The organism is Mesorhizobium sp. CA6 (assembly GCF_020165035.1).
Taxonomy (GTDB): domain Bacteria; phylum Pseudomonadota; class Alphaproteobacteria; order Rhizobiales; family Rhizobiaceae; genus Mesorhizobium.
The window spans coordinates 146,576-167,949 of sequence record NZ_JAIUHI010000008.1; the positions used below are offsets into that span (position 1 = coordinate 146,576).

Genomic DNA, 21,374 nt, shown 5'->3' on the forward strand with positions numbered 1-21,374 from the left:
CCGCATCCCTGTCCAAAGCGGCGCATATAGCGTGGATAGAGAGCGGTGTCAGCCTTTGCGCTGCCCTCGTCGCGACATAAGCTGACACGATGCGTCCCACCGTCCTCGATCCCTTGTTCGTTCCGATCACTTCGCTTGCTGGCGTCGGCCCGAAGGTCGGGTTGCTGATCGAGCGTGTCGTGCCGGCCGACCTCGGCGATCGCGCTGCGCGCGCGGCCGACCTTCTGTTCGTGCTGCCCAACACGGTCATCGACCGCCGCAACCGGCCCGGCATCGCGCTGTCGGCCGAGGGCCAGATCGTCACGCTCGAGGTGCGCGTCGACCGCCACCAGCCGCCGCCGCCGCGCGGCAACAGGTCGGTGCCGTACAGGGTTTACGCCCATGACGACACCGGCGAGGTCGCACTGACCTTCTTCCATGCCCATGCCGCCTATTTGCAGAAAATGCTTCCCGAGGGCGAGCGTGTGGTGATCTCGGGCCGCATGGAGTGGTTCAACGGCCGCCCGACGATGGTCCATCCCGACCACATCGCGCCGATCGACGAGGCCGAGGGCCTACCGTTGGTCGAGCCGGTCTATCCGCTCACCGCCGGCCTCTCGGCCAAGGTGCTGCGCCGCGCCATCGGACAGGCGCTTGGCCGCCTGCCAGAACTGCCGGAGTGGCAGGACGATGCCTTCATGCGCCGCCATACATTCCCGTCCTTCAGCGATGCGCTCGCCCGCATCCATTATCCGAAGGATCCGATCGACGTTGCCGTCGAGGGATCGGCCTGGCGACGCCTTGGCTATGACGAATTGCTGGCCGGCCAGGTTTCGCTGGCGCTGGTGCGAGCGAGAATTCGCCGCCTCTCGGGCCGGCCGCTTACCGGCGACGGCCGCATCGTCGAGAAGCTGCGAGCTGCCCTGCCCTACAAGCTCACCCCCAGCCAGGAATTCGCGCTCGGCGAAATCAATGCGGACCTTGCCGATCCCGAACGCATGCTGCGCCTGCTGCAGGGCGATGTCGGCTCAGGCAAGACGGTGGTGGCGCTGCTCGCCATGGCGCGCGCGGTCGAGGCCGGCGGCCAGGCGGCGCTGATGGCGCCGACCGAGATCCTGGCGCGCCAGCATCTGGCGACGATCGCGCCGCTAGCGGAAAAAGCCGGCCTGCGCCTCGCTATCCTGACCGGGCGCGAGAAGGGCCGCGAGCGTGCCGAGACGCTTGCCGGTCTTGCCGGCGGCGAAATCGACATCGTCGTCGGCACGCATGCGCTGTTCCAGGAAAGCGTGACGTTTCACGACTTGGTGCTTGCCGTCGTCGACGAGCAGCACCGCTTCGGCGTTCATCAGCGCCTCGCCATCACCGCCAAGGGCGATGCACCCGATATGCTGGTGATGACGGCGACGCCCATTCCGCGCACGCTGGTGCTGACCGCCTTCGGCGACATGGACGTCTCGAAACTGACCGAGAAGCCGGCCGGCCGGCAGCCGATCCGCACCGTCACCTTGCCGATGGAACGGCTGGATGAGCTGGTCGGCCGCATGCTTGACGCCGTCGCCGATGGCCAGAAGATCTACTGGATCTGCCCGCTGGTCGAGGAATCCGAAGAGATCAAGCTGATGTCGGCGGAGGACCGCTTTGCTTCGCTGAAACCGCTCTTCGGCGACCGGATCGGCCTGGTGCACGGTCGCATGAAGGGTGCGGAGAAAGACGAGGCGATGCGCTCCTTCAAGCAGGGCGAAACGCGCATCCTCATCGCCACCACCGTGATCGAGGTCGGCGTCGACGTGCCCGACGCAACGATCATGGTGATCGAGCATGCCGAACGCTTCGGCCTTGCCCAGTTGCACCAGTTGCGCGGCCGGGTCGGGCGCGGCGACAAGCCCTCCTCCTGCGTCCTGCTCTACAAGGAGCCGCTCGGCGAGACGGCCAAACGCCGGCTCTCGGTGATGCGCGAGACAGAGGACGGCTTCAAGATCGCCGAGGAGGACCTGAAACTGCGCGGCGAAGGCGAGTTGCTGGGCACCCGCCAGTCCGGCACACCAGGCTTCCAGGTGGCGCGCCTCGAGTTCCATGCCGATCTGCTCGAAGCCGCGCGCGACGACGCACGCCTGATCCTGTCGCGCGACCCGGAATTGCAGTCCGAACGCGGCGGGGCGCTGCGGCTGCTGCTTTATCTGTTCGGCCGCGATGAGGCGGTGCGGCTGCTGCGCGCCGGCTGAGCGGTGCCAATCGCCGGGTTGGCGAGGCCGCCTTCGACGGGCTCGCCATTCAGCGTCACCAGCTTGGCTTTGACCTCCGGCGCGACCATGCCGGCCGAGACGATCAGCTTGGCGCCGTCCTCGATCGACATGTCGAGCGGCACGATCTCGGATTTGTGCACATACATCAGGAAGCCGGTAGTCGGGTTGGGCGTGCAGGGCATGAACACCGCGATCAGCGGATCGCCTTCCTGGTCGAGCTTCTGGTTGATCTCCGTTTCCTTGTCGTTGGCGACGAAGACCAGCGACCAGACGCCTTTGCGCGGATATTCCACCAGGCCGACCTGGCGGAACATGTCACCCTTGTTCGACAGCACCGTCTCGAAAATCTGCTTCAGCGAGCCATAGATGCCACGCACCAGCGGCATGCGGCCAAGCAGCCGCTCGCCGAAATTGACAATGGCGCGGCCGACGATGTTCGCCGTCAGGAAACCGATCAGCGTGATCAGCACCAGCGCCACGATCAGCCCGAAGCCCGGAACCGGGAACGGCAGATAGGTATCGGGGTTGTAGCGGGCTGGGATATAGGGTTTTACCCAGGAATCGACCCAGCCGATCAGCGACCAGGCGATATAGACCGTGATGGCCAGCGGCGCGCAGACGATGAAGCCGGTCAGGAAATAATTCCTTAGCCGGGTCATGCCAGAGGTCTTCAGGGCGTCGGACATGAGTTCACCGCGGCGCAGGTTGCAACGCTGAGATTAGTGAACCGCGAGCCGGTTTGGAACTGCGAAGTTTTTAAAGAGCGATCGTCAGGCCGCTGTATCCAGCGGCACGGCGCGATCTACTCCACGGTCACCGACTTCGCCAGATTGCGCGGCTGGTCGACGTCGGTGCCCATGAAGACGGCGGTGAAATAGGCCAGCATCTGGATCGGCAGCGCGTAGATGATCGGCGAGATGATCTCCGGCACTTCGGGCAGGATGATCGTCTCCATCGTCTTGATGCCGGCCTGCGCCGCGCCCTTCTTGTCGGTGATCAGGATGATCTTGCCGCCGCGCGCCGCCACTTCCTGCATGTTCGAGACGGTCTTTTCGAAGATGCGGTCATGCGGCGCAATGACGATCACCGGCATGTTCTCGTCGATCAGCGCGATCGGCCCGTGCTTCAGCTCGCCGCCGGCATAGCCTTCGGCGTGGATATAGGAGATTTCCTTGAGCTTCAGCGCGCCTTCCATGGCCAGCGGAAAATTGGTGTCGCGGCCGAGATAGAGCACGTCCTTGTAGCGCGACAGCTCGCGCGAGATGCGCTCGATCTGCTCGTCAAGCTTCAGCACCCGGGTGGCGTAGCGCGGCGCCTCGGAAAGCTCGCGCACCAGCTGCTTTTCCTCATCGCGCGAGATCGTGCCGCGCGCCACGCCCGCGCGGACCGCGAGCGCAGCCAAGACGGATAGCTGGCAGGTGAAAGCCTTGGTCGAGGCGACGCCGATCTCCGGCCCGGCCAGCGTCGGCAGCACGACGTCGGATTCGCGCGCCATGGTCGATTCGCGCACATTGACGACAGCGCCGATTTTCATGCCGGCCTTGCGGCAATAGCGCAGCGACGCAAGCGTGTCGGCAGTCTCGCCCGACTGCGAGATGAAGAACGCCGCGTCATTGGCCGAAAGCGGCATCTCGCGGTAGCGGAACTCGGAGGCGACATCGATGTCGATCGGCAGCCGCGCATAGCGCTCGAACCAGTATTTGCTGATCAGCCCGGCGAGATAGGCGGTGCCGCAGGCCGAAAGCGCCAGGCGGCCGATCTTGGCGAAATCGAAGGGCAGGTCGAGCGGCTTCGACACCCCCGATGCGAAATCCAAGTAATGCGCCAGCGTGTGCGAGATCACCTCCGGCTGCTCATGGATTTCCTTTTCCATGAAATGGCGGCGGTTTCCCTTGTCGACCATGAAGCTGGTCGACAGCGACTGCTGGCGCTTGCGGTCGACCTGTCTGCCGTCGATGTCGTAGATGGTCACGCTTTCGCGACGCACGACCGCCCAGTCGCCGTCTTCGAGATAGGTGACCGCATTGGTGAAAGGCGCCAGCGCAATGGCGTCGGAGCCCAAAAACATCTCGCCCTCGCCATGGCCGACGGCCAAAGGCGGTCCGTTGCGGGCGCCGACGATCAGGTCCTCGTCGCCCTTGAACATGATTGCCAGGGCAAAGGCGCCGGAAAGCCGCTTCAGCGCCGCATGCGCGGCTTCCACCGGCTTCAGCCCCTTGGCGAGCTCGCGCGCCACCAGATGCGCGACGACCTCGGTGTCCGTCTGCGAAGAGAAAGAGTAGCCGTCGCGGGTGAGTTCGTCGCGCAGCTCGGCGAAATTCTCGATGATGCCGTTGTGGACAATGGCGACGCCTTCGGAAAAATGCGGATGCGCATTGGTCTCGTTGGGCACGCCATGTGTCGCCCAGCGTGTGTGGCCGATGCCGATCGTGCCGTCCAGCGGCTCGTCCTTCAGCCGGCGTTCGAGATTGACCAGCTTGCCCTCAGCGCGGCGGCGGCCGAGCTCGCCCCTTTCGATGGTGGCGACGCCGGCCGAGTCGTAGCCGCGATATTCAAGCCGCTTCAGCGCATCGACGATGAGCGGCGCGACTTGGCTTCGGCCAACGATTCCAACGATACCGCACATGGCGATTGCCCCCGATTCCCAGCAGAAAACCCAGCGCTATCTATGGATTGCCGGCCTGCCGTAAAAGTCACTTTGCGTTTCGTTCCATGTCACCGGGAACGGTTTTGTACCATTGGACATTCTCAGAACGCCCTTGCAATCCGGTTACCGCAAACGCCTTGTCTTGTCGCTTAGACGGTTTGGCGGCGTTCATCACCATGTAAACATTTGTGGCCGGAGCATGTCATCGTTCGAACGACAAATGCCACGCCACAGTTGGCAAAGGCCCGTATGGCGAACGCTCCTTGGGGCCTTGCTGACGCTGATCAAGGCTTTGGGCATGCGCGAATTTCCGCCGCGCCTGCCCGATCAGCCGATTTTCTATCCGGTGCTCACTGAAGCCTCTGCTGTCCAGATCGCCCGCGACTGGAACGTGCAGGCGAGCGGTTCCGGCTTCGTCACGCGGTTTGAGGTCCTGAAAAGCTTCCTCGACGGCTATCGCGTCGAGCACGCCGGCAGCAGGGCGCATCTCGAATATTGGATACCCGCCGAAGACCTGCCTCAATTCAACAAGGCAATCGTCGGCGAGATCGTGGTAACGGCTGCTTTCGGCAAAATCACCGAAAGCACCACCTGAAACGCTATTCCGCCGCAGCCTTCTTCTTCGCCGCAGCGGCGGAAGCGAAGCGCTCGCGCAACTCCTTGCCCTTGCCGGGGATCGTTTTTTGGCGGGCGCGGCCGAAGGCCAGCGCGTCGTCGGGCACGCTTTCGGTGATCACGCTGCCGGAGGCGATATAGCCGCCCTTGCCGATCGAGACCGGCGCCACCAGCGAGGAATTCGAGCCGACAAAGACGCCCTCGCCGATATCGGTGAAGAATTTCGAGTAGCCATCATAATTGCAGGTGATGGTGCCGGCGCCGATATTGGCAGCGGCACCCACGCGCGCATCGCCGATATAGGTCAGGTGATTGACCTTGGCGCCCTCTTCGATCGTCGCCTGCTTGACCTCGCAGAAATTGCCGACCTTTGCCTTGTTTCGAAGGTCCGCGCCGGGCCGCAGTCGGGCGAACGGCCCGACATCGCAATTTGAGGCGATCGTTGCGCCCTCGATATGGCTGAAAGCATGGATCTTGGCGCCCGATGCGATCTTAACGCCCGGCCCGAACCAGACATTCGGCTCGACGAGCGTATCGGTGCCGATCTCGGTATCGTGCGAGAAATAGACGGTTTCGGGCGCGATCAGCGTGACCCCAGACAGCATCGCCTCGCGACGGCGGCGCGCCTGCCAGATCGCTTCCGCTTCGGCGAGCTCGGCCCGGTTGTTGATGCCGAGCGCGCTTTCGAAACTCGCTTCCGTCGCTACCACGTCCAGCCCTTCCGCGCCGGCGATCTCGACGATGTCGGTGAGGTAAAATTCGCCCTTGGCGTTCTTGTTACCGACCTTGTCGAGCAGCCGCAGCGCATGCTTGCCCGCAACCGCCATCATGCCGGCATTGCAGAAGCCGATCTTTTTCTCTTCTTCCGAGCAGTCTTTCTCCTCGCGGATGGCGATGAGATGACCGTCCTTTTCGATCAACCGGCCGTAGCCGGTCGGGCTTGGCGGACGGAAGCCGATGACCGCGACGGCGGCACCCTCCGCCAGCTTCTGCCGCGCGGCGGCCAGCGCCTGCGCATCGATTAGCGGCGTGTCGCCGAACATCACGAGAATATCGTCATAGCCCTTTGATATCGCTTCGCGCGCGGCGAGGACCGCATGCCCGGTGCCAAGCCGCTTCTCCTGCACGAAGGTCTCCGCCTTCGGCGCGAATTTCTGCACCGCCTTGCGCATCTCGTCTGCGCCGTGGCCGATCACCAGCGCCACACCGGTCGCGCCGGCGGCCTCAGCGGCTTTCACGACGTGAGCCACCATCGGCAGGCCGGCAATGGCATGCAGCACCTTGGGCATCGCGCTTTTCATGCGCGTGCCTTCGCCGGCGGCGAGGATAACGGACAGGCAGGTTCTCTGGCTCATGGACGGGCAACCGTATGAAAAGGTTTGAATCAACGCATGTTAGCAGCGCAGGCCATGCTGCACCAATGCGGTTAAATTCCGGTGAGACGGCAAAGCCAACTCTCCAAGTGCGAACGTCGGGTGTGATGACCGATACAAAAGCACCGCCACGGTGGCGTCAGCCGGTTACACAGGTCAGGAAATATCCCCGGCCTGCTGGGGATGCTGCGTCGCAAGCGGGATGGCGAAATTTCGTGAAGGCAAGGTCGAGCTGCGTTTTCCGTTCCACATCGGCGACGGGCGGAGACTGGGAGAGATGGATACCATGCGCGTGGCGCGTCTGGAAGTTGGCGGGACATGGACGCGGAGCGGCACGCGTGCAGGCGCTTGGCCGAGCGGTGCGATGACCGTGCGGCGCCACCTCGCTGCGATCCTGGCTTGCGACGTGGTCGGTTATTCGCGCCTGATGGAGCGCGACGAGCGCTGCACGCTCGAGCGGCTGAAGATCTACCGCAAGGACCTCCTCGAACCGCTGGTCTCCGAGCATCAGGGTCGGATCGTCAAGCTCACCGGCGACGGCATGCTGTGCGAATTCGCGAGCGTCGTCAACGCGGTGACCTCGGCGATGGCGATCCAGCGGACCCTGGCAGAACGCGAGGCGGAGACCCCCGAGGAAGAGAGGATTCGCTTCCGCATCGGCGTCAATCTCGGCGACGTGGTTTGCGAGGAGGACGGCGACCTCTACGGCGACGGGGTCAACATCGCCGCCCGCCTCGAAAGCGTCGCCGATCCCGGCGCCGTTGTCGTCTCGGGCACCGCCTACGACCACCTTCAGGGCAAGCTCGACTGCGGCTTCACGCCGCTCGGCGAGCTGCGCCTCAAGAACATCGAGCGGCCCGTGCGCGCCTACCGCGTCGAGTCCGACGCCAGCGCTGCCCCGCCTCCCCTGCCCGAGAAACCCTCGATCGCGGTTCTGCCTTTCACCAACATGAGCGGCGACCCCGATCAGGAATACTTCGCCGACGGGCTGGTGGAGGACATCATCACGGGATTGAGCCGAGTGAACTCCTTCTTCGTGATCGCCCGCAACTCGTCTTTCACCTACAAGGGCCGGGCGGTGGACCTGCGCCAGGTCGGGCGCGAGCTGGGCGTCCGCTACGTGCTCGAAGGCAGCATCCGCAGGGCAGGATCGCGGGTGCGTATCAGTGGGCAGTTGGTGGACGCGATCAGCGGACACCATGTCTGGGCCGACCGCTTCGAGGGCGATATGTGCGACATCTTCGACCTGCAGGACAAGGTGACCGAGAGCGTCGTCGGCGCTGTCGAGCCGAGCATCCGGCTGGAGGAAATCAAGCAGGCGCGCATGAAGCCGACCGACTACATGAGCGCCTACGACCTCTACCTTCGCGCGCTGCCGCGCTTCTACAGCATGACGCGCGAAGGCTTTGCCGACGTGCGTCGGCTCACCAACGAGGCGCTTAGCATCGACCCCGGCTTCAACTTGGCGAAGGCACTCGGCGCCTATATCCGCAGCATATCCGTGAGCCAGTGCTGGCACGAGCCCGAGGATACCCGGGTCGCCACGCGCATGGCGCGCGAGGTACTGGCGGAAGCGCGCGACGACCCCACGAGCCTGCGCTTCGCCGCGCAGGTGATCGCCTACAGCGCGAAGGACTACGAGATGGCGCTGGCCACGATCGAACGATCCCTGCTGCTCAATCCCAATTCGGCGCAGGGCCATACGAGCTGCGGTTGGGTCAACGCACATTCCGGCCGCCCGCTCGTCGCGATCGAGCACTTTCACAGGGCAATGCGGCTGAGCCCGGTCGACCCCGAGAAGGGCATCGCGCTCTCGGGCATCGGGATGAGCTACCTGATGCTCGAGCGCTACGAGGAAGCGCTGGCATGGGGAGAACGCGCGCTGCAGGAGATGCCGAACTACGGCTCCTCGCACCGGGTGGTGATTATGGCGCTGGTCAAACTCAACCGGCTGGAGGAGGCGCGGGCGGCGGCGCGGCGGCTGATGGAGGCGTTCCCGACCTACACGCTCACCCTGCAGAGACAGATCAACCCATGGCAGGACAAGGTGTTCGGCGAGCGTTACGTCGAGGCGCTGGGCATCTCCGGCGTGCCGGAGTGATCGTCGCGGCGGAAATTCCGGTGAGACGGCGGAGCAGGTGACTCGATGGGTTGTCTGAACATAGTGGTCGCCCCAGGTCTCCATAGCAAATTATGGAACACGAGATAGAGGGCACAGGACCCTTCGATGCTGATCTCACAACGGGTTCACAGCTCGACTCTCTGCCAGCAACTAAACTACCCCAGCCTTCCCAGCACCGGGAAATTCTCCAAGAGCCAATAGGACGCGCTCTGCACGCCGCCAGTGAGGAAAAACACGCCGGCGACGACCAGCAGCGCGCCGATCGCTTTCTCGACACGGCCGAGATGGACGCGGAATTTGCCGAGGAAGCGCATGAAGGCGCCGGAAAACAGCGCCGCGATCAGGAACGGGATGCCGAGGCCGAGCGAATAGGCGGCAAGCAAAAGCGCGCCCTCACTCACGGTCTCGCGCCCGCCGGCCAAAGTCAGGATCGGTCCCAGCACCGGGCCGATGCAAGGCGTCCAGCCGAAGGCGAAGGCCAGCCCCATGACATAGGCCGCGATCATGCTGGCCGGCTTGCCCTGCGACTGGAAGCGCGCCTCGCGCGACAAAAGCGGAATGCGCAGGATGCCAAGGAAGTTCAGGCCCATGATGATGATCAGCACGCCCGCCGCCATCGCCAGCGGTTCCTGCCAGACGCGCAGCAGGCGGCCAATGGTCGAGGCGCCGGCCCCAAGCGCCACGAAGACGGTGGAAAAGCCGAGCACGAAGGCCACGGAAGCATAAAGCAGCGCGCCGCGCGCGCCCTCCTTCGCCGTGACGCTCTGATTGCCGCGGAAATCGTCGACGGAAACGCCGGCCATGTAGCAGAGATAGGGCGGCACCAGCGGCAGCACGCATGGCGACAGGAAAGAGATCGCCCCTGCCCCGACCGCGCTGACATAGCCGATGTCCAATGCCATCCAATGAGTCCGATTGTGCTAGCGACGATATAGCGATGCGGGCACGCCCCTGCCAATCACCATTGTGTGGCAAGTCGCCGCTTCGCCGCAGGAAGAAACAGGCAAACGCGTTGACCGAACAAGCGCGCGATAGCCGCGCGCTTGTTTCAGGAGACTACCGTGAAAGCAATCGCACTCGGGTTTGCCGCGCTACTGCTGGGCACCGCCGCATCCCAGGCCGCCGAAGCCTGGAAGGAAGCCGAAGTGAACGGCACCAGGATCTATATCGACGCCAAGGGCATGACGCTCTATACCTTCGACAAGGACGAGAAGGGCAAGTCCAATTGTTACGACAAATGCGCCGCCAACTGGCCGCCGCTGAAGGCCGAGGCCGACGCCAAGGCCGACGATGAATGGACGATCGTCGACCGCACCGACGGCAGCAAGATGTGGGCCTATGACGGCAAGCCGGTCTATACCTTCGTCAAGGACAAGAAGGCCGGCGACATGGCCGGCGAAGGCGTTGCCGGCGCCTGGCACGTGGTCAAGGCCGACTGAGGCAACGTTGTTGAATGCTCCGGCTGCCGGTTCCCTTGATCCGGCAGCCGGTCGTCTTTTACCGGTCGTCGACCGGGATCGAGGCGTGCATGCCTCCATCCCCAAAAATGTGATTTTTGCCATACACTCTAAGAGTGTATTGCCAGCGGCCGCTTCCCAAATTGGCGACTTCCCCTTGACCGATCGCAAAAGCACGGCCATGTGAGCGACGAAAAGAGTGGGATTTCGTCGCGCGTCGCGGAGTTCTTCCGCCACCTCACAGCTGATTTAAGAGACCTCATGGACGTCGTCGTCGTCGAATCGCCGGCCAAGGCGAAGACAATCAACAAATATCTCGGCAAGAACTATAAGGTTCTGGCCTCCTTCGGCCATGTCCGCGATCTGCCGGCCAAGGACGGCTCGGTGCGCCCTGACGAGGACTTCGCCATGTCCTGGTCGGTCGACACCGCGTCGGGCAAGCGCCTCGCCGACATCGCCAAGGCGGTCAAGGATGCCGACGGGCTGATCCTCGCCACCGACCCAGATCGCGAGGGCGAGGCGATTTCCTGGCACGTGCTCGAAGTCCTGAAGCAGAAGCGCGCGCTGAAGGACAAGCCGGTCAGCCGCGTCGTCTTCAACGCCATCACCAAGGCCTCGGTGCTCGATGCGATGGCCCATCCGCGCCAGATCGACGCGCCGCTGGTCGACGCCTATCTGGCCCGCCGCGCGCTCGATTATCTCGTCGGCTTCACGCTGTCGCCGGTGCTGTGGCGCAAGCTGCCGGGCGCCCGCTCCGCCGGCCGCGTGCAGTCGGTGGCGTTGCGCCTGGTCTGCGACCGCGAATCCGAGATCGAGCGCTTCATCCGCGAGGAATACTGGCAGATTGCAGCCATCCTCGGCACGCCGCGCAACGACAGTTTCGAGGCGCGGCTGACCGCGTTTGCCGGCAAGAAACTGCAAAAACTCGACATCGCCAACAAGGCTCAGGCCGACGACATCAAGGCGATGCTCGAAGGCGCCACCTTCAAGGCATTGTCGGTCGAGGCCAAGCCCACCAAGCGCAATCCCGGCCCGCCCTTCACCACCTCGACGCTGCAGCAGGCCGCCTCGTCAGGCCTCGGTTTCTCGGCCACGCGCACCATGCAGGTCGCGCAAAAACTCTATGAAGGCATGGACATCGGCGGCGAGACTGCCGGCCTCATCACCTATATGCGTACCGACGGCGTGCAGATGGCGCCTGAGGCGATCGAGGCTGCCCGCAGCGCCATAGTCAGCGAGTTCGGCGCCAAATACCTGCCGGAGAAGCCGCGTTTCTACACCACCAAGGCCAAGAACGCCCAGGAAGCCCACGAGGCGATCCGCCCGACCGATTTCAAGCGCACGCCGGCTTCCGTTCGGCAATATCTCGATGCCGACCAGGCCCGGCTTTACGAGCTGATCTGGAAGCGCGCCATCGCCAGCCAGATGCAGCCGGCCGAGATCGAACGCACCACGGTCGAGATCGAGGCGGTCAACGGCGCCCGCACCGCGGAGCTGCGCGCGATCGGCTCGGTCGTCCGCTTCGATGGCTTCATCGCCGCCTATACCGACCAGAGGGACGAGGACGCGGAGGACGAGGAGAGCCGCCGCCTGCCCGAGATCCGCTCCGGCGAGCAGCTTGCCCGCCAGGCGATCAACGCGACCCAGCACACCACCGAGCCGCCGCCGCGCTACTCCGAGGCGTCGCTGATCAAGAAGCTGGAAGAGCTGGGCATCGGCCGGCCATCGACCTACACCGCGATCCTGAAGACACTCGAGGACCGCGACTACGTCACCATCGACCGTCGCAAGCTCGTGCCGCAGGCCAAGGGCCGGCTGCTCTCGGCCTTCCTCGAAAGCTTCTTCGAGCGTTATGTCGAATATGACTTCACCGCTTCGCTCGAGGAGAAGCTCGACGAGATTTCCGACGGCAAGCTCGCCTGGAAGGACGTGCTGCGCGACTTCTGGAAGGATTTCTCCGGCGCCGTCGACGACATCAAGGAACTGCGCGTCGCCGACGTGCTCGATGCGCTCAACGAAGAGCTCGCGCCGCTGGTCTTCCCGGAGCGCGAGGACGGCTCCAATCCGCGCATCTGCCCGAAATGCGGCACCGGCAATCTGTCGCTGAAGCTCGGCAAGTTCGGCGCTTTCGTCGGCTGCTCGAACTATCCTGAATGCTCCTACACCCGCCAGCTCGGCGACGCCGCCAATCCCAATGGCGAGAACGGCAATGGCGAGGACGGTGTCAAGCTGCTCGGAAAGGATCCTTACACCGCCGAGGAAATTACCCTGCGCAGCGGCCGTTTCGGCCCCTATATCCAGCGCGGCGAGGGCAAGGAGGCCAAGCGCTCCAGCCTGCCCAAGGGCTGGACGCCCGACTCGATCGACCACGAGAAGGCGCTGGCGCTGCTGGGTCTGCCGCGCGATGTGGGAAAACATCCCGAAACCGGCAAGATAATCTCGGCTGGCCTCGGACGCTACGGCCCGTTCGTGCTGCATGACGGCACCTATGCCAATCTGGAAAGCATCGAGGACGTGTTCTCGATCGGCCTGAACCGCGCCGTTTCGGTGATCGCCGAGAAGCAGCAGAAGGGCAAGGGTGGCCGCAACGGCGCCACGCCGGCGGCGCTCAAGGAATTGGGCGATCATCCGGACGGCGGCGGCAAGATCGTCGTTCGCGACGGCAAATATGGTCCGTACGTCAACTACGGCAAGGTCAATGCGACGCTGCCAAAAGGCAAGGACCCGCAATCGGTGACGATGGAAGAAGCGCTCGCCCTGATTGCAGAGAAGGAAGCCAAGGGCGGAGGCGGCAAGAAGCCCTTCCGCCGGGCAGCGAAGAAGGGATAGCAGGACGTGGCGCGCAGGATCTCCGGAAGAAGCCACGGCGATCCGCGCAACGCCGACACCAGGGCCAAGGTCAAGGACGACTATCGTCCCTCGCGTGACGAGGTCCTGCGCTACATCGCCGAAAATCCCGATCGCTCCGGCAAGCGCGAGATCGCCAAGGCCTTCGCGCTGCGCGGCGAGGACCGCATCTGGCTGAAGGACCTGTTGCGAGACCTGCAGGATGAAGGCCTCCTCAACAAGGAGCGCAAGCGCCTCACCCGCGCGGGCGCCGTGCCTCATGTCGCGGTGCTCGACATTTTCGGCCGCGACGATGACGGCGTGCTTCTGGCGAATCCGAGCGAATATACCGGCGCCGGCTCGCCCCCCGTCATTGCCATCCGCATCTCGCGCGCCGCCGGAGGCCCGGTCCCCGGCATTGGCGACCGCGTGCTTGCCAAGACTTTCCAGACCGACGATCCGTCAGGCCCTGCTTATACCGGGCGGGTGATGAAGATCTTCGAGAAGCGCAGCGACGCCGTGCTCGGCGTCTTCCGCGTGCTGAAGGATGGAACGTTCCGCATCGAGCCGGTCGAACGGCGCCAGCCGGAACTGATCGTCGACAAGGAATTCCAGAACGGCGCCAGAAATGGCGATCTGGTGGAGGTGGAGCCGGCGCGGGCATCCCGTTACGGACTGCCTCGGGCAAAGGTGCTGGCGGTGCTGGGCTCGCTGAGCAGCGAGAAGGCCGTCTCGATGATCGCCATCCACGCCCACGACATTCCCCATATCTTTCCGGTGGACGTGATTGCCGAGGCCGAAGCGGTGAAAGCGGCGACGCTCGATCACCGAGAGGATTGGCGCGACCTGCCGCTGGTGACCATCGATCCGGCCGACGCCAAGGATCATGACGACGCGGTCTTCGCCACGCCCGACACGGACGAGAAGAATCCCGGCGGCGTTGTCATCACCGTGGCGATCGCCGATGTCGCGGCCTATGTGAGCTATGGAACAGCGCTCGACCGCGAAGCTTTGAAGCGCGGCAATTCGGTCTATTTTCCGGACCGCGTCGTGCCGATGCTTCCTGAACGCATCTCCAACGATCTCTGCTCGCTGCGCGAGGGGGAAGACAGGCCGGCAATCGCCGTGCGCATGACCTTCTCCTCGGAAGGCCGCAAACTCAGGCATTCCTTCCACCGCGTCATGATGAAGTCGGCCGCCAAGCTCGCCTACCCGCAGGCGCAGGCCGCGATCGACGGCGCGCCCGACGACAAGACACGGCCGATCCTCGACGGCGTCCTGAAGCCGCTCTGGGATGCCTATGCCGTACTGAAGCGCGGCCGCGACTCCCGCCAGCCGCTGGAACTCGACCTGCCCGAGCGTAAGATCCTGCTGAAGCCCGACGGCACGGTCGACCGCGTCATCGTGCCGGAGCGCCTCGATGCGCATAAGCTCATCGAGGAGTTCATGATCCAGGCCAATGTCGCGGCGGCCGAGACCTTGGAGAGCAAGAAAGAGCCCCTCGTCTACCGCATCCATGACGCGCCGTCGCTCGCCAAACAGGAATCGCTGCGCGAATTCCTGCAAACGCTCAGCCTGTCGCTCGCGCGCGGCGCGCAGATGCGGCCGAGCCAGTTCAACGGCATTCTGGAGCGGGTGCGCGGTGCCGACAACGAGGCGCTGGTCAACGAAGTGGTGCTGCGCTCGCAGAGCCAGGCGGAGTACTCGCCGAAGAACATCGGCCATTTCGGCCTCAACCTCAGGCGCTACGCCCATTTCACCTCGCCGATCCGCCGCTACGCCGATCTGATCGTGCACCGCGGGCTGATCGCGGCGCTTGGCCTCGGGCCCGGCGGCCTGGCGCAGCAGGAGGCGGACCGGCTGGAAGAGGTCGCCGCGCTGATCTCAGCGACCGAGCGTCGCGCCATGGCGGCCGAGCGCGATACGGTCGACCGACTGATTGCCGCCTATCTCGCCGAGCGCGTCAACGACACGTTCGACGCGCGCATCTCCGGCGTCACCAAGGCGGGACTCTTTGTCCAATTGCCGCAGTATGGCGCCGACGGCTTTATTCCGGTGTCAACTCTGGGCGGCGACTACTATATCTACGACGAAACCGCCCGGTCGCTGTTCGGGGAACGTACCGGCAAGGGCTATCAGCTTGCCGACCGTGTCGAAGTCCGGCTGGTCGAGGTCGCGCCGATGGCCGGCGCGATGCGTTTCGAGATGCTGACCGAACCGAAGCCCCTGCCCGGCTCGAGGCGGTCGTTCCACAAGGCCAAGGGCCGCGCCCGCGCGTCGCAATCGCGTTCGGGACCCCGCGGCAGGAGACGATAATGCCAGGTAACTTTCAAGTGCAAGAACAGGTTTTCGGCGGCGAGCATCATTCGGGCCGCGTCGCGCGTCCCCTGTGGACGGCGATCAAGCGCGGGATACTCGGCCGCTGCCCGCATTGCGGCAAGGGAAAGCTGTTCCGCGCTTTCGTGAAGCCCGTGGACAAGTGCGAGGTCTGCGGCGAGGAGCTGCACCACCATCGCGCGGACGACCTGCCTGCCTACCTGGTCATCGTCATCGTCGGTCACATCGTCGTTGGCGGCTTCATGGCCGTCGAGGCCGCGTCGACGCTGTCGACGTGGCAGCACGCGCTGATCTGGGTTCCGCTGACCATTATTCTGGCCGTCGCACTGCTGCAGCCGGTCAAGGGAGCTGTCATCGGCCTGCAATGGTCGCTTTATATGCACGGCTTCGGCGACGAGAAGGACGAATTCGAGAGCCATTAATTAAGCCAGGCCGCACCGCGGTCGGCCCTGGTGCAAAGGCCGCGACGCGCAAGCCACTTTCGCATCAAGGAAGTTTCCGCTAGGTCGAGCGCATGGAAGGAATGACCAAGGCGGATGTCGACAAGCTCGATAAGGGCCTGGCCGTACGCAGCGGCCGAGCGTTGCGTCCGCGTGATGCGGCGACCCTCATTCTGCTCGATCGCCGGGGCAAGGACGTTCTGGTGCTGATGGGCCGGCGCCATGCCGGGCACGCCTTCATGCCCGGAAAATTCGTCTTCCCCGGCGGCCGCACCGATCCCGCCGACAGCCGCGTTCCCGTCGCTGCCCCTCTGGGTGGTGAGGAAGAAGGCAAGCTGGCCGCAGGCCCCGGCCGTGCCAGCGCGGCGCGGGCCCGCGCAATCGCCCTGTCGGCGATTCGCGAGACCTATGAGGAAGCCGGCCTGCTGATCGGCCGCAAGGGCACCTTCTCGACCGCAAAGCGCGACTGGCAGGGTTTCGCCGAACACGGCGTGATCCCCTCGCTGGACGCGCTCCGCTTCGTCGCCCGCGCCATCACTCCGCCCAATCGCGTGCGCCGTTTCGATACGCGTTTTTTCAGCGCCTGGCGCCACGACGTTGCCGTGGAATTGCCCGGCGGCGGTCCGACGAACGAACTCGAAGAACTCGTCTGGCTGCCGCTTGCCGATGCCCGCAAGGCCGACATCCCCGACATCACCGGCATGGTCCTGGAAGAACTGGAAAGTCGGCTTGCCGAAGATCCATTGTTGCGGCCGGGGGGCGCCGTGCCGTTCTTCCGGCTCGTCCGCAACCGCTTCGTCCGCGAAGTCCTTTAGAAGCAGAGCATTTTGATCTCATGACGGTCGATACCCAACAACAGGGCGACGAACGCGTACACTGGCTGCCAATGGTCGCGGCGATCTCCTCGATCAGCGTCGTCGGCATCGCCATAGGCTTAGGCATGCCGCTGCTCAGCGTCATTCTGGAAAGCCGCGGCCATTCCGCTTCGATGATCGGTCTCAACACCGCTGTCGCCGGCCTCGCCTCGATCGCCGGCGCGCCTTTGGCCACGCCGCTCGCCATGCGGCTCGGCGTCGCCTGGACCATGCTGTTGATGATTGCCATCGGCGCGCTCGCCTTCGTCGGTTTCCATTTCGCGCCGGATTTCTGGATGTGGTTTCCGCTCCGCGTCGCCCTGCACATCTCGCTGACGGTGCTGTTCATCCTTTCGGAATTCTGGATCAGCACCTCGGCCCCGCCGAACCGGCGCGGCCTTGTGCTTGGCATCTACGCCACCGTGCTGTCGCTCGGGTTCGCCGCCGGACCATGGCTGTTCGCCCATCTCGGCAGCACGGGCTTCCTGCCGTTCGGCGTCACCATAGCGCTGGTGACGCTTGCCGCCATTCCGGTGCTTGCGGCCCGCAACGAGAGCCCGAGCATCGTCGCCGACAGCGAAACCAGCCACTTCCTGCGCTACATCTGGCTGGTGCCGACCGCGACCTTCGCCGTGCTTGTTTTCGGCGCCGTCGAGACCGGCGGTTTCTCGCTCTTCCCCGTCTATGGCAGCCGTATCGGCTATTCGGAAGCCGACGCCGCGCTGCTTCTGACAATGATCGGGCTCGGCAATGTGCTTCTGCAGATCCCGATCGGCATGATCAGCGACCGCGTTTCCGACCGCCGCTACCTGCTGCTGGCCTGCGCCACGGTCGGGCTCATCGGCACGGTCTTCATGCCATTCTTCGCACAGAACTGGCATCTGATGGCGACCCTCCTGTTCGTCTGGGGCGGCGTCGTCGCCGCCATGTACACGATCGGCCTTGCCCATCTCGGCTCGCAGCTGTCCGGCCATGAACTGGCATCCGCCAATGCTGCCTTCGTGCTCTGCTATGGCGTCGGCATGGTGCTGGGTCCGCAGGCGATCGGCATCGGCATGGACGCCTTCGGCCCATCCGGCTTCGGCTGGTCGCTGGCCTTCTTCTTCGCCGCCTACATGGCTTTGATCCTGGTCAGGCTGGTGCGCAAGATTCTCTAGGCAATGCCGCTGAAGCGTCGGGCATCCTGACATCACCGTGTCAGCAGCACCCCTGCTATAACCTGCCTCCGACGCGAGGTAGGAGAATTGCGATGGTCGACAGCGGCTTTGAAACCAGATCCCTCAGGATGGAACTGCTTCTGCTCGTCACATTCCAGGCGCCGGCCGCCGATGTCGAGCGCATCATGGAGGCCGTGGTGGCGATCACGCCGCTGCGCATGGGCAAGTATGACGCCAACGCCTATCAGTCGGCGCAAGGCATCGAGCGCTACCGGCCGCTCGAAGGCGCCGCGGCCGGCGCTGAGACCGAACTGCGCCGGCGACCCGGCACCGTCGAGGTGTCGTTCGAGATCGCCGACGACCAGGCACTCGCCGCCCGTGTCGTCGAGGCGATTTTCCAGGCCCATTCCTACCAGGAGCCCGTCATCCGCATCCAGCCACTGCTCGCCAGCCGTTCCAAGGGTCTTGACGACCGCGCCAATCCCAACCGCTGGTGGAACACCACGGGCGACTGGAAAAAGGCGGGGCAATTGGTCGAGCATAACGCTTGAGACGTGGACACGGGCCATGCCGAAATGAGGCGAAGAAGGCGCTCGGGCTTGACTTTCCGGGCGCGTTCTTTATGTGTCGCGCCAAGTTTCCCGCGTCCGGGTGTTTTCCCCGTGCTTCAGCGGCCAAAACTCCACGAACATTAACGGACGAAAATCATGGCCAAAGCCGCAAACATCAAGATCAAGCTTCTGTCGACCGCCGACACCGGGTTCTTCTACGTCACCAGCAAGAACAGCCGTACCAAGACGGACAAGCTCTCGTTCCGCAAGTACGATCCGGTCGCCAAGAAGCACGTCGAGTTCAAGGAAACCAAGATCAAGTAATCTGGTTATCCCGAGAAATCGAAACGCCGCCCTCTGGGCGGCGTTTTTGTTTTAGGAAGGACCGGACGACAAAAAGGGGGCCGGTCGGCGGTTGGCAGCGGTACGAGGAGGCCACTATGTGCCAGCGCCGGCCGGCCGACCCCACGGACCCAGGAGATGCGGCGGACCTGAGCATCATGGGGTATTTTTGGATCGAGCCGGCTACTCTACCCTCGCGCCGGCCTCGTCTTCTGTCTATGCGTCGCAGATTTGCGCAAGACCTCATAAAAATCAACCATTTCTTAACCACCGCTCACGAATCGCTTGGGTTAAGGTAAATTCGTAACCCTGTTGCAGCGCTGGAGAATCGTCGCCTTTATGCCGAGCATGTCTCCCGAAAGTGGAAACCGGTTTCAGGATAAAGACAGGCGCGTGCGGGGTCTGAAAGATCGCGACGCGTTTTAGGCAGCCTTGGCGACCACCCTGTTGCGGCCGCCGCTTTTGGCCTCATAGAGCGCCAGGTCGGCGCGCTTCATCAGCGCGGCGACGCTATCGGTCCCTTTCAGGAGCGACGACACGCCGACACTGACCGTGACCTCGATCGCCTTGCCGTCGGCACCGATGGCAAAAGGTGCCTGTGCGATCTCGGCGCGAATGCGTTCGGCCACCTTCTCGGCGACCGCGCCGTCGGTGTCCGGCATAACCACGACGAACTCCTCGCCGCCGAAGCGGCAGGCGAGGTCGATGCCGCGCACATTCTTGCGCAGCCGCCGGGCAAATTCGCGCAGAACGTCGTCACCGCCGTCATGGCCATGGGTATCGTTGATCGACTTGAAGCGATCGAGATCGGTGATCATCACCGACAAGGGCCGCCGCCGCGCCACGGCGCGATCGAACAGCGTCTGCAGATGGCTGTCGAGGTAGCGGCGGTTGTGCAGCCCGGTCAGCCCGTCGATCACCGCCATCTCGATCGTCTGGGCGACGCTGGCGCGCAACTGATCGTTGTAGCGCTTGCGCCGCACCTGTGTGCGCAGGCGCGCCGTCAGCTCGTGCTGGTCGATCGGCCGGATCAGGTAGTCATTGATGCCAAGTTCCAGGCCACGCAGGATGCGGCCCTCCTCGCCCTCGTCTGCGAGCAGCATGATCGGCAGGAAGCGGGTGCGGTCGAGCGAACGCAGCTGCGAGCAGAGTCTCAGCGCATCGAAGTCGGAGAAGGCGGTCGAGATCAGCACGCATTCATACGCCGTCTCGGCCGCCTGGAAGAACCCCGCATTCGGGTCGGTCGCGACATCGAGCTCGGCGGTGTTGCGCAGCATCTTCTGGATGCGTTCGACGGAAGTTTTGCGCTCGTCGATGAGCAGCACCCGCGGCTTTGCGTCTTCGGCCGCGAAATCGCGGCTCAGAAGTTCCTCGATGCCGATATTGCGCGTGGTCGAGGCACGCAGCCTGAGCTCGTCGGTCAGCGACTTCAGCCTGACCAGGCTCTTGACGCGTGTCATCAACTGCAGGTCGTTGACGGGCTTGGTCAGGAAATCGTCAGCGCCCGCCTCGAGGCCGCGTACCCGGTCCGACACCTGGTCGAGCGCGGTGATCATCACGACAGGGATATGCGAGGTCGCCGGATCGCTCTTCAGGCGCTTGCAGACCTCGAACCCATCCATGTCCGGCATCATCACATCGAGCAGCACGACGTCGACCTTGCCGTTCTCGCAGGTCTCGATCGCATCCGGGCCGTTATTGGCCGTCAGCACCTCGAAATACTCGGCAAGCAGCCGAACCTCCAGCAGCCGCACATTGGCGGGGATATCGTCGACGACGAGGATCCGCGCGGTCATCTCAAAACTCCGGTTCTGCTGGTCTCGGGCATCAGGCGTCGCCCAGATAGGATTTGATCGTCTCGATGAAGCGCGGCACCGAGATCGGTTTGGAAATATAGGCCTCGCAGCCGCCCTGGCGGATGCGCTCCTCATCGCCCTTCATGGCGAAGGCGGTGACGGCGATAACGGGGATCGAATGCAATTCGTCGTCTTCCTTCAGCCATTTGGTCACTTCCAGGCCGGACACTTCCGGCAGCTGGATGTCCATCAGGATGAGGTCCGGCCGGTGCTGGCGCGCGAGATCGAGCGCCTCCAGGCCATTGCGCGTGCGAACCGTTTCGTAACCGCTGGCTTCGATGAGGTCCCGAAAGAGCTTCATGTTGAGCTCATTGTCCTCGACGATCATCACCTTCTTAGCCATCAGTTTCCCGTCCCGACCGCCCTCGAAGCCGAAGGCCGTCGCAATGCGTCCCCTTCGGACCGCACCCAACCCGTTTCCACTCTAGCCCAATATGATTGACGAAACGGAAACCGGAGGTTGGAAAGCTGCACCAATTCCACCTTCGGACGTTGCATGGGAAAGAGCGGAGGCTTGCCGCAAGCGACGCTTGCCGTTACTCCGGAAGGAGACTCGAAAAAATCCACCATTGCAA

Annotated in this window: 17 protein-coding genes; 11 read left to right on the plus strand and 6 right to left on the minus strand. The window is 64.0% G+C overall.

Going from position 1 to position 21,374, the window contains the following annotated elements:
* Positions 1–89: 89 nt before the first annotated feature.
* Positions 90–2,201: an ATP-dependent DNA helicase RecG gene (gene recG / locus LB526_RS14295; RefSeq protein WP_224628126.1), complete on the plus strand. Its 2,112-nt coding sequence runs from the start codon at positions 90–92 to the stop codon at positions 2,199–2,201.
* Here recG and LB526_RS14300 read toward each other — a convergent pair.
* Together LB526_RS14300 and glmS are read right to left on the minus strand one after the other, a co-directional pair.
* Positions 2,153–2,908: a DUF502 domain-containing protein gene (locus LB526_RS14300; RefSeq protein WP_224628128.1), complete on the minus strand. Its 756-nt coding sequence runs from the start codon at positions 2,906–2,908 to the stop codon at positions 2,153–2,155. The two genes, recG and LB526_RS14300, sit on opposite strands and share 49 nt — an antisense overlap.
* 116 nt (positions 2,909–3,024) lie before the next feature.
* On the minus strand, positions 3,025–4,848 hold the full coding sequence (gene glmS / locus LB526_RS14305) for a glutamine--fructose-6-phosphate transaminase (isomerizing) (protein ID WP_095765116.1): 1,824 nt from the start codon (positions 4,846–4,848) through the stop codon (positions 3,025–3,027).
* 301 nt (positions 4,849–5,149) lie between these two features.
* On the opposite strand from glmS, the gene LB526_RS14310 reads away from it, so the two are divergent.
* A complete protein-coding gene (locus LB526_RS14310; RefSeq protein ID WP_224628201.1) occupies positions 5,150–5,464 on the plus strand; it encodes a hypothetical protein in 315 nt (104 codons plus the stop codon).
* 4 nt (positions 5,465–5,468) lie between these two features.
* Here the strand turns inward: LB526_RS14310 and glmU are convergent, their stop codons facing one another.
* Complete coding sequence (gene glmU, locus LB526_RS14315) at positions 5,469–6,839, minus strand: bifunctional UDP-N-acetylglucosamine diphosphorylase/glucosamine-1-phosphate N-acetyltransferase GlmU (RefSeq protein WP_224628130.1); 1,371 nt, start codon at positions 6,837–6,839, stop codon at positions 5,469–5,471.
* A gap of 220 nt (positions 6,840–7,059) precedes the next feature.
* Between glmU and LB526_RS14320 the strand changes: the two genes are divergently transcribed.
* Positions 7,060–8,958, plus strand: coding sequence for an adenylate/guanylate cyclase domain-containing protein (locus LB526_RS14320; RefSeq protein ID WP_224628132.1), 1,899 nt, complete (start codon positions 7,060–7,062; stop codon positions 8,956–8,958).
* 176 nt (positions 8,959–9,134) lie between these two features.
* Here the strand turns inward: LB526_RS14320 and LB526_RS14325 are convergent, their stop codons facing one another.
* Positions 9,135–9,881, minus strand: coding sequence for a cytochrome c biogenesis CcdA family protein (locus tag LB526_RS14325; protein WP_224628134.1), 747 nt, complete (start codon positions 9,879–9,881; stop codon positions 9,135–9,137).
* A 159-nt stretch (positions 9,882–10,040) separates the two neighbouring features.
* Between LB526_RS14325 and LB526_RS14330 the strand changes: the two genes are divergently transcribed.
* The 8 genes from LB526_RS14330 to rpmG all read left to right on the plus strand — a co-directional run bounded on the left by LB526_RS14330 (position 10,041) and on the right by rpmG (position 18,925).
* A complete protein-coding gene (locus tag LB526_RS14330) occupies positions 10,041–10,418 on the plus strand; it encodes a hypothetical protein (protein WP_224628136.1) in 378 nt (125 codons plus the stop codon).
* Positions 10,419–10,697: 279 nt separating this feature from the next.
* Positions 10,698–13,265, plus strand: coding sequence for a type I DNA topoisomerase (gene topA / locus LB526_RS14335; protein WP_224628138.1), 2,568 nt, complete (start codon positions 10,698–10,700; stop codon positions 13,263–13,265).
* Positions 13,266–13,271: 6 nt separating this feature from the next.
* The gene (gene rnr, locus LB526_RS14340; RefSeq protein WP_224628140.1) at positions 13,272–15,578 is read left to right on the plus strand and encodes a ribonuclease R; all 2,307 of its coding nucleotides are present in this window, start codon (positions 13,272–13,274) and stop codon (positions 15,576–15,578) included.
* A complete protein-coding gene (locus LB526_RS14345; RefSeq protein ID WP_224628141.1) occupies positions 15,578–16,021 on the plus strand; it encodes a DUF983 domain-containing protein in 444 nt (147 codons plus the stop codon). Before rnr ends, LB526_RS14345 begins: the two co-directional genes overlap by 1 nt.
* Before the next feature lie 92 nt (positions 16,022–16,113).
* Complete coding sequence (locus tag LB526_RS14350) at positions 16,114–16,854, plus strand: NUDIX hydrolase (RefSeq protein ID WP_140840325.1); 741 nt, start codon at positions 16,114–16,116, stop codon at positions 16,852–16,854.
* A 20-nt stretch (positions 16,855–16,874) separates the two neighbouring features.
* The gene (locus LB526_RS14355; RefSeq protein WP_224628142.1) at positions 16,875–18,050 is read left to right on the plus strand and encodes an MFS transporter; all 1,176 of its coding nucleotides are present in this window, start codon (positions 16,875–16,877) and stop codon (positions 18,048–18,050) included.
* Positions 18,051–18,142: 92 nt separating this feature from the next.
* Positions 18,143–18,601: a hypothetical protein gene (locus LB526_RS14360; protein WP_224601585.1), complete on the plus strand. Its 459-nt coding sequence runs from the start codon at positions 18,143–18,145 to the stop codon at positions 18,599–18,601.
* Between the two features lie 156 nt (positions 18,602–18,757).
* Positions 18,758–18,925 (plus strand): 50S ribosomal protein L33, encoded by a 168-nt coding sequence (rpmG, locus tag LB526_RS14365; protein ID WP_006201775.1) that lies wholly within the window; start codon positions 18,758–18,760, stop codon positions 18,923–18,925.
* Positions 18,926–19,365: 440 nt separating this feature from the next.
* Here rpmG and LB526_RS14370 read toward each other — a convergent pair whose 3' ends face one another.
* Entirely contained in the window at positions 19,366–20,739 is a 1,374-nt protein-coding gene (locus tag LB526_RS14370; RefSeq protein WP_224628144.1) for a PleD family two-component system response regulator, read from the minus strand.
* Between the two features lie 31 nt (positions 20,740–20,770).
* Positions 20,771–21,142, minus strand: coding sequence for a response regulator (locus LB526_RS14375; RefSeq protein WP_027166515.1), 372 nt, complete (start codon positions 21,140–21,142; stop codon positions 20,771–20,773).
* Positions 21,143–21,374 lie beyond the last annotated feature (232 nt).